Annotated in this window: 9 protein-coding genes; 2 read left to right on the top strand and 7 right to left on the bottom strand. The window is 67.3% G+C overall.

Going from position 1 to position 12,217, the window contains the following annotated elements:
- Window positions 1-116 precede the first annotated feature (116 nt).
- The 7 genes from AAHS21_RS28730 to glf all read right to left on the bottom strand — a co-directional run bounded on the left by AAHS21_RS28730 (window position 117) and on the right by glf (window position 9,059).
- On the bottom strand, window positions 117-1,013 hold the full coding sequence (locus tag AAHS21_RS28730) for an alpha/beta hydrolase family protein (protein ID WP_096291445.1): 897 nt from the start codon (window positions 1,011-1,013) through the stop codon (window positions 117-119).
- Between the two features lie 159 nt (window positions 1,014-1,172).
- Window positions 1,173-2,213, bottom strand: coding sequence for a diacylglycerol acyltransferase/mycolyltransferase Ag85A (gene ag85A, locus AAHS21_RS28725; protein WP_342930827.1), 1,041 nt, complete (start codon window positions 2,211-2,213; stop codon window positions 1,173-1,175).
- A gap of 324 nt (window positions 2,214-2,537) precedes the next feature.
- Window positions 2,538-4,553 (bottom strand): terminal beta-(1->2)-arabinofuranosyltransferase, encoded by a 2,016-nt coding sequence (aftB, locus tag AAHS21_RS28720; protein ID WP_342930826.1) that lies wholly within the window; start codon window positions 4,551-4,553, stop codon window positions 2,538-2,540.
- Window positions 4,528-5,439, bottom strand: coding sequence for a decaprenyl-phosphate phosphoribosyltransferase (locus tag AAHS21_RS28715; protein ID WP_342930856.1), 912 nt, complete (start codon window positions 5,437-5,439; stop codon window positions 4,528-4,530). The genes aftB and AAHS21_RS28715 overlap by 26 nt, the downstream gene beginning before the upstream one ends.
- Before the next feature lie 26 nt (window positions 5,440-5,465).
- The gene (locus tag AAHS21_RS28710) at window positions 5,466-5,984 is read right to left on the bottom strand and encodes a phosphatase PAP2 family protein (protein ID WP_342930825.1); all 519 of its coding nucleotides are present in this window, start codon (window positions 5,982-5,984) and stop codon (window positions 5,466-5,468) included.
- Window positions 5,977-7,863: a glycosyltransferase gene (locus tag AAHS21_RS28705; RefSeq protein ID WP_342930824.1), complete on the bottom strand. Its 1,887-nt coding sequence runs from the start codon at window positions 7,861-7,863 to the stop codon at window positions 5,977-5,979. Before AAHS21_RS28705 ends, AAHS21_RS28710 begins: the two co-directional genes overlap by 8 nt.
- Window positions 7,860-9,059 carry a UDP-galactopyranose mutase gene (glf, locus tag AAHS21_RS28700; RefSeq protein WP_342930823.1) on the bottom strand — a complete coding sequence of 400 codons (1,200 nt, stop codon included), beginning with the start codon at window positions 9,057-9,059 and terminating at the stop codon, window positions 7,860-7,862. Before glf ends, AAHS21_RS28705 begins: the two co-directional genes overlap by 4 nt.
- A gap of 252 nt (window positions 9,060-9,311) precedes the next feature.
- On the opposite strand from glf, the gene AAHS21_RS28695 reads away from it, so the two are divergent.
- Together AAHS21_RS28695 and AAHS21_RS28690 are read left to right on the top strand one after the other, a co-directional pair.
- Window positions 9,312-10,373 (top strand): PirG, encoded by a 1,062-nt coding sequence (locus AAHS21_RS28695; RefSeq protein WP_342930822.1) that lies wholly within the window; start codon window positions 9,312-9,314, stop codon window positions 10,371-10,373.
- A 143-nt stretch (window positions 10,374-10,516) separates the two neighbouring features.
- A complete protein-coding gene (locus tag AAHS21_RS28690; RefSeq protein ID WP_342930821.1) occupies window positions 10,517-12,175 on the top strand; it encodes an LGFP repeat-containing protein in 1,659 nt (552 codons plus the stop codon).
- Window positions 12,176-12,217 lie beyond the last annotated feature (42 nt).

Genomic DNA, 12,217 nt, shown 5'->3' with positions numbered 1-12,217 from the left:
AGAGTCGGTAGGTCGCAGCTTGTTACCAGGCAAGCGGCCGCCCCGCCCTCTGCTGCTCAATACACGGTACCGGCTCGGCGCACGGCGCCGTCCGTCCTGCCAGCGGGCCCGCGTGGCTAGCGGATGGCTCCCACGATGTCGCCCGACATGGCGCCCAGCTGCCCGGCCCACGAGCCCCAGCCGTTGTCGCCGCCGCCCGGGAAGTCGAAGTGGCCGTTGTGACCGCCGACGCTGCGGTACTGCTGATAGAACATGCGGCTGTTACCCATCGCCTCGCCGGCCTGCCCGATCATCGCGGGCGCATCGCCGCCCATGTTGGTCGGACTCCAGACCCACACCCGGGTGTTGTTCTGTGCCAGTAGCGCGGCGTGCACGTAGGGGTCGTGCCACTTCCACCGGCCCAGCTGCGGAGCGCCCCACATGCCGTTGCCGTCCACGCCGCCGAATTGCTGCAGGCCGGCCAGGATCGAACCGTTCGTGGTGGTGTTCGACGGGTACAGGAATCCGGACAGCGAGCCGGCGAAGCCAAAGCGGTCGGGGTGGAAGGCCGCCAGTGCGAACGCGGCATACCCACCCTGGGATGCGCCCACGGCGGCGTGGCCGCCGGGTGCCAGGCCCTTGTTGGCGGCCAGCCAGTCGGGTAGCTCGGAGGACAGGAAGGTGTCCCACTGCTTGCTGCCGTCCTGCTCCCAGTTGGTGTACATACTCCAGGCGCCGCCGGCGGGTGCGACCACGGAGATCCCCTTGCCGGCCAGGGTGCCCATCGCGTTGCCCGCGGTCACCCAGTTGCTGACGTCGGGCGCAGCGTTGAAGGCGTCCAGCAGATACACGGCGTGCGGACCACCACCGAGGAAGGCGACCGGGATATCCCGGCCCATGGCGCCGGACGGCACCATCAGCGTCTCGTAAGGCGCCGCTTTGGCCTTGCCCGTGATTCCCGCCGCCAGACCGCCGAATCCGAGTGTCAGCGCGGCAACGCACAGCACCCGCAGCAGCATCGCCAGACCCCGCACGCTACCCATGTCCGCCCTCCATCGTGTAGTCGCTGTGTGTGCACAGTAACCAGGGCCGAAGTGCAGCCGACCCGCAGGGTAGTGAAACAAGTCACACCGCACAACGACTAACGGCGGGAACCCGAAGGTTCCCGCCGTCAATCGCGTGCTTTACCGGCTTTAGGTGCCCTGGCTCGGCGCGGTTGCAGGTGCGGCCGTGGCCGGACCGGCGCCCGGGGTGGCGCCCAGAACCGATTGCAGGTCAGGCTTCATCGCCTGCAGCTGCGCGCCCCAGTAGGGCCAGTCGTGGGTGCCGTTGGCGTCGAAGTTCCAGACCGCGTTGTGACCGCCGGCCGCGTTGTAGGCCTCCTGGAACTTCAGGTTGGAAGTCCGCACGAAGCCCTCCAGGAACTTGGCGGGCAGGTTGTCGCCACCGAGGTCGGACGGCTTGCCGTTACCGCAGTACACCCAGATCCGGGTGTTGTTGCTGACCAGCTTGGCGACCTGCAGCGACGGGTCATTGCGCTGCCAGGCCGGGTCGCTGGACGGTCCCCACATGTCCTTGGTCTTGTAGCCGCCGGCGTCACCCATGGCCAGGCCGATCAGGGTGGGCCCCATGCCCTGGGACGGGTCCAACAGCGCCGACAGCGAACCGGCGTAGACGAACTGGTCGGGGTGGTAGGCCGCCAGGATCAGCGCCGACGAACCGGCCATCGACAGACCGACGGCCGCGCTGCCGGTCGGCTTGACCTGCTTGTTGGCCGACAGGTACTGCGGCAACTCGCTGGTCAGGAAGGTCTCCCACTTGTAGGTGGTGCAGCCGGCCTTACCGCAGGCGGGCGCATACCAGTCGGAGTAGAAGCTGGACTGGCCACCGACGGGCATCACGGTCGCGATGCCGGACTGGTTGTACCACTCGAACGCGGGGGTGTTGATATCCCAGCCGTTGAAGTCGTCCTGAGCGCGCATACCGTCCAGCAGGTACAGCGCCGGCGCGTTGGCGCCACCGCTCTGGAACTGAACCTTGATGTCGCGGCCCATCGCGGCCGACGGGACCTGCAGGTACTCCACCGGCAGACCGGGGCGCGAGAACGCCCCCGCAGTGGCCGGGCCCCCCACGACGCCGATCAGACCCGAGAGTAGAGCCGCCCCCGCGGCACCCACCACGAGCCGACGTGGCATCCGAGCCACGGCGCCGCGAAACCTGTCAACAAGCGTCATTCTTGCTTCCTCATCTTTTCGGCGCATCCGTCATCAGGGCGCGTCGGTGATTGGTTCGCACTGCATGCGCAACGGGCGCGGCAGTACTGGCTTAGTGAACCACACGAACCCCCAGGGGCTCTCATCGAGGACGCTGGGCAAACCGTCATTCCAGGCCGATTTCGTGGGGTTTTCGCGCGGCATCGGACGGCCGAATTCGGCATTTCCGCATGTGCCCGACGGTGAGCGACCACTGGTGACGGTGCAAATGTGAATTTGCTGTACGTGTGCGGGTCCGAGAAATTGTGATGGGTTCGCGATCTGTGAGATTTGTCCACGCAATATTCACTCGCGGGGCGGCGGCGGACTCGGCTCGGGCACCGGCAGGCCGCACCTGGCGAGTTCGTAGAGCGGGACCCGGTCGATTCGGTAGGCGGTGAATTCGAAGGAGTGCAAGAAGTTTGAGACGAACCGGTGCAGCGACATCGGGGCGCGCACCGACGCCAGCACCGCCTTGGTCTCCGGGCACTGCAGCGCCGCCACCGCCTGGGCAACCCAGTTCGCGTCCAGATAGCCAGGAATGCCCGGGTACACCTTCACCCAGGGGCCGTCGGCGATCACCCAGTCCGGGAACAGGTTTTTGTCGTGTCCGATCCGGCCGTGCGTCAGGCGCTGGGTGTGTTGCGCGAGCGGGTTCGCCAATCCGATCTGGTCGATGACCCGGACGTCGAGCCCGACGTTCATGCCCAGCATCCCCAGGTTGGTGAAAAACACTGCGTGTTGCGGCTTTTGCGGCGGTTTGCTGTCGGGGGGACTTCCCGGGGCCGGCGGGGGTGCCGGCAGCTGGGGAACGATGTCCCACTGGATGTAGTTGCCGGACGGCAGCAACAGCGCCCCGTCCGGGGTGTTGTCCAGGGCCGCCAGCACCGCCGCCATCCTCGGGTAATCGAGGTAATCGGCGGCGGTCAGCGGGTGCGCGTGCCCGGTCGCCTGGGCATAGAAGCGGCGCTCGTCGACGATGCCGCTGTAGGTGACGTGGGTGGCGTCGTAACCCATCCCCGGCGAGTTTGCTGCCCATAGCGACCAGCCCGCGATACCCAGCCACAGCATGCTGGCGGCACCGGCCAGCCAGTAGCCGGTTTCGCGCGAATAGTCCTGCCCGTCGGGGATCAGCACGGGGATCACGGCGACTGGGGCCAGCAAACAAAATAGCGGTGCCAGCAGCACTCGCGCGTGCATGAAATCGCCGCCCTGCCGCGTCCAGTAGAGGGCCTGCAGCAGCCCGCTCACGAGGACGAAGGCCACCACCGCCGGCGGGCTTTGCACAGCCCTCGCCACCCGGCCGTAGTTGGGCGCGAGCATCGGGCGCAAGAACGACGGCCGCCGCCGCACCATCGCCAGCAGTAGCCCCAGCGGCACCAGCAGCAGCACCGGCAGCCACACGGCGTAGGGCGAGCTGAAATTCGACAGGTAGATCATGCCCTGGGACCACTTGTCACCAGCGGCGTCCTTGGCCAGTGCCGTCCCGGGAACCAGCAGGCCGTAGTAGCCCATCCGGAAGATCTGGTAGGCCACCGGAAGGAGCCCGCCGGCGACGACGATCAGCGTCCGGCGGCGCCAGGTCCGGGCCGAAATCAGCATCATGATCAGAGCCAGGCCGCCCATCAGCGCCAGCTCCGGACGCACCAGCACGCTGAACCCGGCGACGAAGGCCAGCACCCCGAGGAACACGTCGTTATCCGGCCGGTTCCGCAACGGCTGCGCCCAGCGGACCATCATCCACCACAGCAATCCCAGGTAGGCCAGCGTCAGCCCGCTCTCCAGCCCTGAAGTGGCGAAGTCCCGCGCCGGGGGCAACGCGATGTAGACCAGCGCCCCGGCGGGCAGCATGATCGCCCGGCGTCCCCGCAGGCTGGGGGCGTAGAGACGACCGGCGCCCAGCATCAGCAGCACCACGCCCGACACGGACAGCACCAGCGCCAGCGCCAGCGCGACGTACTCCATCCGCACCGGACCGCCGACCCAGCTTCCGACGTACATCAGGTAGGTCCACGCCGTGGAGGTGTTCGCCTCGACCCGCTCACCCTGGTTGAAAACCGGACCGTTACCGGCCAGCAGGTTGCGTACCGTGCGCAACACGATCAGTCCGTCATCGGCGATCCAGCGTCGCTCCCAGGCTCCCCAGCCGAACAGCACGGCGACCACCGCCACGCTCACCCCCAGGCTCACCCGAACCGAGGTGTCGTAGGGGAACGGCGATCGGCGTCCGCGGCCGGCCCCGGACCGGCGGCGCAGCACAGTGCCGTTGAAGCGCTTGATGGCCTCCAGACCCGGGCTAGCCGAAGGCAACGGCGGCACCAACTGTTGCGATCCACGCGAGGAACAGCAACTGCAACACCCGGTCACGCAGCGCAATGTCTTCGGGCTCGCCGGCCAGTCCGCCGTCGACGTCGACCGCATAACGCAGGATCGCGATCGTGAACGGGACCATCGAGACCGCGAACCAGGAACCCGAATAACGGTCCCGCTCGAACGCCCACATCCCGTAGCACAACACCACCGACGTCGCCGACAGCGTCCAGACGAATCGCAGGTAGGTGCTGGTGTAGCTTTCCAGCGATTTGCGGATCGCCGCTCCGGTTCGCTCGGCCAACTGCAATTCCGCGTACCGCTTGCCCGCCACCATGAACAGCGAAGCGAACGCCGCCGTCAGCAAGAACCACTGCGACAACGGGATATCGGTAGCCGCACCGCCGGCGATGGCTCGCAGCAGATACGCCGACGACACGATGCAAATGTCCATCACCGCTTGGTGTTTCAGGCCGAAGCAGTAGGCCAGCTGCATCGCGAGGTAGATGCCCATCACCACCGCGAGGTTCGGCGTAAGCCACCAGGAAATACCCAGTGAGGCCGCGCCGAGCACCACCGCCAGCGTGTACGCCAGCCATTCGGGTACCACGCCGGCGGCGATCGGCCGGAATCGCTTGGTGGGGTGCTCCCGGTCTGCCTCGACGTCGCGGACGTCGTTGATCAGGTAGATCGCCGAGGCCGCCAGGCAGAACACCACGAACGCCACGCCGACCTTAGACGCCACCTCCGCATAGTCGTACCGCACGCCGCGGCCGGCCGCCGCCACCGGCGCCGCCACCACCAGTACGTTCTTCACCCATTGGCGCGGGCGCATGGCCTTGATCACCCCGGTGATCAAGTTGGCCGGAGGTCGTCCGGTCACCACTTCTCCGCCCATTTCGGCTTCGCTCATTTCGGCCACACCTATCTCGACTTTCTATCGAGCCAGAGTGCAAGGCGAGCGACCACGGCGCCGAGCGCCACGCCGAAAGCCACGTCGCTGGGATAGTGCACGCCCAGCAGTATCCGCGACACCGCCATCGGCGGAACCAGCACCACCGGCAGCGGCAGTCCGGTGGCCCGGCCCATCAGGATGGCCGCGGTCGTCGTGGAAGTGGCGTGGGCGGACGGGAAACTCAGCTGGCTGGGCGTACCGACATTGACCGCGACGGCCGGGTGATGCGGACGCTTGCGGCGCACCACCCGCTTGATCAGCACCGCGGCGGCGTGCGCGGCGAACGTGCCGGCCGCGGCTACCAGCCACTGCCGGCGGCGGCGCTCCCACAACAGGGCGCCTAGCAGTTCGACGACCAACCACCCGGCGCTGTGCTCCCCAAAGTGCGACATTCCGCGCGCCGTGGCCAACACCCCGGGGCGGTCAGCCAGTGCCGACTGAACGGCTACCATCGCGGCCACTTCGCCGCGCGGCGCCGGTTCAGGCATGGCTTGTTTCCGAAAGCAGAACGGTTTCCCACTTCTGCTTGCTGGACAGCACCGGCAGCGCGTCGCGGTACACCCGGCGCATCTCGTCGAATCGGCTCAGCAGCTGGCGCTGGCGGCGCAGCGATTGCAGCAGCAGGGTGAACATCTTGCGCCGATCGCGCTGGCGGTAGACCACACCGCAGCCGTCGGCCGTGGTGACCGTGACACCGTCGACGGTGCACAGCCGAAACCAGCGCGCGTCCTGGGTCGGCACGTTGAACTCCGGGCGCCGGTGGCTTTCCGGGTCGGCTGTCTTGAGGTTGTGCACAATCCCGCGGGCCAGCCGGTAGCTGATCGACACCGGGTTCACCGGCGGCTTCATCGCCTTGGTCTTGTGCTGCGGCGCAGGCAGTTCGCTGGCGGCCGGCAGCACGACCGCGTCCGGATACTCTTTGCGCAGCCGATGAACTTCGGGCAACCCCGATTCCAGGATCGAGAAGATGTGCTCCGGGCCGGCGAGGAAGTCGTCGATGGCCCGGTTCTGGATCACGACAGTCGAATATTCAAGGCAGGCAAGATGTTTCAACGTTGCCTTGAGGTGACTGCGCACCAGGCCGCGGACCTCGCCGTCCCAGTGCAGCGCCGCGACGACCAGGCGGTTGCGCAGATGGAAGTAGGCCTGCCAGTCGATCGCGTCGTCCTTGTCGCTCCAGGCCATGTGCCAGATCGCGGCGCCGGGCAGCGTGACGGTCGGGTAGCCGTGCTCGCCGGCGCGTAAGCCGTACTCCGCGTCGTCCCATTTGATGAACAGCGGTAGCGGCTGGCCCAGCTCCTCGGCGACCTGCCGCGGGATCATGCACGTCCACCACCCGTTGAAGTCGACGTCGATGCGCCGGTGCAGCAGCGCGCTGCGATCGTTCTGGTCGTTCAACGGGAATTCGGCGAAGTTGTGGTCGTACTCGGCGTGCGGCGCGGCGGTCCACATGAAGTTCGACTGGTTGACCACCTCGCCCATGATGTGCAGGTGCGACGGCTCCTGCAGGTTGAGCATCTGACCGCCGATCAGCATCGGCGTCTTGGCGAAGCGGTTCATCGCCAGCACCCGCAAGATCGTGTCCGGCTCTATGCGGATGTCGTCGTCCATGAACAGGATCTGTTGGCAGTCAGTGTTTTTCAGCGCCTCGTACATCACCCGGCTATAGCCACCGGACCCGCCGAGGTTGGGCTGGTCGTGGATCGAGAGCCGGCTGCCCAGACCCGCGGCGGCCGCCGCGAAATCCGGGTGGTCGCGCACCTTGCGGGTGCCCTGGTCCGGGACGATCACCGCGCCGATTACCTTGTCCACCAACGGGTCTGCGGTGAGATCGGCGAGCGCGTTGACGCAATCGGCGGGTCGGTTGAAGGTCGGGATGCCCACGGCGATGTTGGCCGTGCCCGGAGCGGGTTGGGTCGCATACCAACCGCCGCTGACCAAGTTGACCGCGGTGTCGGTGGTGATGTCGAACCAGATCCAGCCGCCGTCCTCGAACGACTTGAGCGGCACCTCGATCTCGACGACGGCCGGCTGCTCATCGGTCCCGACGAATTGGCGGCCCTCCACCGAGATCCGCACCCCAGTGGCCTTGGTGCGGTACACGTCGACGCGGCCGGTTCCGGTCAGCTCGACCCGCAGCACCACCGACGTGCAGATGGACCAGCGGCGCCAGTAGCTCGCCGGGAAGGCGTTGAAATAGGTGGCGAAAGAGACCTCGGACTCCTTGCCGATCTCCAGCGAGGTGCGGCTGGTCGCGTGCGCCCGCCGGGCGTTGGTGGTCGACTCCTCGAGGTACAGCTTGCGCACATCGAGCGGTTCCCCCGGACGCGGCAGGATGATTCGGGACAGCAAGCTCACGGCGGTCATTCGCGCGCGCCTTCCTCTTCGGTCAACGGGGTTCCGTCGCGCAGGTGCGGCGCGAGGGTGTTGTCGTACATGTTCAGTGCGCTGGCAATCGCCATGTGCATATCCAGATACTGATAGGTGCCCAGCCGCCCGCCGAAAAGTACCTTCGACGAGGCCGTCTCGGACTTCGCCCTCCCCCGGTAGGCGGCCAACAGGGCGCGGTCGGCCTCGGTATTAATCGGATAGTAGGGCTCGTCGTCGTCGGCGGCGAACCGGGAGTACTCGCGCATGATGACCGTCTTGTCGGTCGGGTAGTCGCGCTCGACGTGGAAGTGACGGAACTCGTGGATGCGGGTGTACGGGATGTCGGGATCGTTGTAGTTCATCACCGGGGTGCCCTGAAAGTCGCCGACGGGTAAGACCTCGAGCTCGAAGTCCAGGGTGCGCCAGCCGAGCCGCCCCTCGGCGTAGTCGAAGTAGCGATCCAGCGGGCCGGTGTAGACGACCGGGGCATCGGGGCTCTCGGCACGCAGTTGGTCGCGGACGTCGAACCAGTCGGTGTTCAACCGGACCTCGATGCGTTCGTCGGCGGCCATGTTCTCCAGCCATGCGGTGTAACCGCCCAGCGGCAGGCCCTCGTAGGTGTCGTTGAAGTAGCGGTTGTCGAAGGTGTAGCGCACCGGCAGCCGGGTGATGTTGGCCGCGGGCAGTTCCCTCGGGTCGGTCTGCCACTGTTTGGCCGTATAGCCCTTGACGAACGCCTCATAGAGCGGCCGACCGATCAGCGAGATGGCCTTTTCCTCGAGGTTCTGCGCATCGGCGGTGTCGATCTCGGCGGCCTGCTCGGCGATCAGTTGCCGGGCCTGCTCGGGAGTGAAGTACTTGCCGAAGAACTGCGACACCAGCCCCAGCCCCATCGGGAACTGGTAGGCCTGCCCGTTGTGCATCGCGAAGACCCGGTGCTGGTAGTTGGTGAATTCGGTGAACTGGCGCACGTAATCCCACACCCTCTTGTTCGAGGTGTGGAACAGGTGGGCACCGTACTTGTGGACCTCGATGCCTGTCTGCGGCTCCGCTTCGGAGTAGGCGTTGCCACCGATGTGCGGACGTCTCTCGACGACGAGCACACGCTTTCCGAGTTGGGTGGCCACACGTTCGGCGATGGTGAGGCCGAAGAATCCGGATCCGACGACGAGGAGGTCAAAACGAGCGGTCATCGGTTGCTTAGGGTATCCGACCCCACGGGGGCTACCCCAGTTGGCGAGGCTGGCGCGGTGGGATTCGAGCACGTGAAGACTGGTTTGCAGTGACCCGAATCGCACGTAACGCCCAGGGTCGCAAATACCTCACGATTCAATATCACCACTCTAGTAACAGCTTTCCCACTCGTACCATCGACTCTGTGTGGTTCCCACCGGATACGGACCGGCGGGATCTTCCGACACAACCGATGAATTGAGGAGACTTCCGTGCCGAACCGACGCCGTCGCAAGCTCTCGACAGCCATGAGCGCGGTCGCCGCCCTGGCAGTGGCGAGTCCATGCGCTTACTTCCTTGTTTACGAATCGACCGCCAGCGGTAAGCCGGTCGAGCACCACGACTTCAAGCAGGCCGCGGTCATGACGGACCTGCCCGGCGAGTTGGTGGGCGCGCTGACCCAGGGTCTGTCCCAGTTCGGGGTCAACCTGCCGCCGATACCCGCCCTGGGCGGTGCCGGCACCGGGACGACGGGCCTCGGGACGACTGGGCTGACCAGCCCGGGTCTGGGCACTCCGGGCCTCGGGACCACCGGTCTGACCAGCCCGGGCCTCACCAGCCCTGGCCTGGGCACTCCCGGCCTGACGAGTCCGGGTCTGACTAGTCCGGGCCTGACTAGTCCGGGGTTGACCAGCCCCGGCCTGACCCCCGGTCTCACCAGCCCGGGTCTGACGCCCGGCGCCGCGCCCGGTGCGCTGACGCCCGGTGTGCCCGGTACGCCGACCACACCCGGTATGCCGACGATGCCTGGTGCCGGACTGAACCCGGCGCTGGCCAACCCCGGGCTGACCAGCCCGGCCGGACTGACTCCCGGTGGCCTAGGCGCTCCCAGCGAGGTGCCGATCAGCGCGCCGATGGACCCGGGTGCCGACGGCACTTACCCGATCCTCGGTGACCCCTCGACGCTGGGTGGCGGCTCGCCGATCGGCGGTGCCAGCACCGGCAGCAGCGGCGGTGGCGGCCTCGTCAACGACGTGATGCAAGCCGCCAACCAGCTTGGCGCCGGTCAGGCCATCGACCTGCTCAAGGGCTTGGTGATGCCGGCCATCATGCAGGCTCAGGGCGGCGCGGCAGGTGCGCTGCCGGGTGCCGCGGGTGCCCTGCCGGGTGCCGCTGGTGCCCTGCCGGGTGCGGCTGCCGCTCTGCCGGGTGCCGCGGGTGCTCTGCCGGGTGCCGCGGGTGCGCTGCCGGGTGCCGCGGGTGCGCTGCCGGGTGCGGTTGGCGCCCTGCCGGGCGCGGCTGCGGCCCTTCCGCCGGCGTTGCCTCCCGTCTAGAACTTCGGGGGTCCCCTCACCTGACGGCACCGCAGAGTTACCAATCCTCTGCGGTGCCGTCGAACAGGTTGAGGACCGATTTTGACACGCGGAAAAACGTGTCGCCTCATTAATAACACCAGAAACACACGTAACATCAGCTGGTGTTGTCTCGTCACCGTCCGCCCACGATGTTGCTTACCGCCATCGCGGCGACGGTTGTCCTGGTCTCGGCGGTCGCGGACCTGACCCGCGACCACGGCGCCCCGCCCGCCGCTCGGCCGACCCACGACACCAAGCTCGCCGAGCAGCCGCTGGTCGGGCTCGGTGGCGGCGTCACGGTTCGCGAAGTGACCCAGGAGACGCCGTTTTCTCTGGTCGCGCTCACCGGCGACCTGGCCGGCACCTCCACCCGGGTGCGGGCTAAGCACCCGGACGGTTCGTGGGGGCCCTGGTACCAGACCGAGTACGAGACCGCGGCGCCGGACAACGGCCCACCAGCCGGCGAATCGGCCCCACCGCCGGGACCGACCGAGGGACCCCGCAGCACCGATCCGGTGTTCGTCGGCACCACGACGACCGTGCAGATCGCGGTCACCCGGCCGCTCGACGCCGCGGCAACCGTAGCGGCCCCAGCCGCCGCACCGGTCAACGATCTGGGCTACCGCCCCGCCTCGCGGGAACAGCCGTTCGGGCAGAACATCTCGGCGATCCTCATCTCCCCGCCGCAGGCGCCCGTCACGACACAGTGGACGCCGCCGGCCGGAGTCGTGATGCCCGGCCAGGCACCGCCCATCATCAGCCGGGAGGAATGGGGCGCCGACGAGTCACTGCGCTGCGGTAGTCCGCAGTACGACAACGGGATTCGCGCGGCCGTCATCCATCACACCGCGGGCAGCAACGACTACTCGCCGCTGGAATCGGCGGGCATCGTCAAGGCCATTTACACCTACCACAGCAAGACGTTGGGCTGGTGCGACATCGCCTACAACGCGCTGGTCGATAAGTACGGCCAGGTGTTCGAAGGCAGCGCCGGCGGTCTCACCAAGGCCGTCGAGGGCTTCCACACCGGCGGCTTCAACCGCAACACCTGGGGTGTCGCGATGATCGGCAACTTCGACGACGTGCCGCCGACGCCGCTGCAGCTTCGCTCGGTCGGCCGGCTGCTGGGCTGGCGCCTCGGGTTGGACGGCGTGGACCCCAAGGGAACGGTGACATTGGAGTCCGCGGGCAGCCACTACACCACCTACCCGGCCGGCGCTGTTGCGACGCTGCCGACCATCTTCACCCACCGCGACGTCGGCAACACCGACTGCCCCGGTAACGCCGCCTATGCGCTGATGGACGAAATCCGGGATATCGCATCTCATTTCAACGACCCGCCCGAGGAATTGATCAAGGCGCTGCAGGGCGGCGCGATCTACCAGCACTGGCTGGAGCTGGGCGGGATGAACAGCGTGCTGGGCTCGCCCACGTCGCCGGAGGACAACGCCGAAGGCGGTGCCCGCTACTCCACCTTCGCCAGGGGCGCGATGTACTGGTCGCCGGCGACCGGAGCACAACCCGTCACCGGCGCGATCTATGACGCCTGGGCCGCACAGAGTTACGAGCGCGGCCCGCTCGGCTTGCCGACCAGCGCCGAAATCCAAGAGCCGCTTCGGATCACGCAGAATTTCCAGCATGGCACGCTGAACTACAACCGCCTCACCGGCGACGTCAACCAGGTCCTCGACGGGATCACCACACAGCTTTCAGGACAAGCCCCCAGTGCCCCGGCCGTCCCGCCGGAACACTTCTCGCTGCCGACACATCCGGACGCCTGACCGCGGGCCCCGCACCCGGCGCCGACGCGAGTACTAGTCTGC

The organism is Mycobacterium sp. 050272 (genome assembly GCF_039023525.1).
In the GTDB taxonomy this organism is placed as follows: domain Bacteria; phylum Actinomycetota; class Actinomycetes; order Mycobacteriales; family Mycobacteriaceae; genus Mycobacterium.
This window is presented reverse-complemented; position numbering and strand designations above follow the sequence as displayed.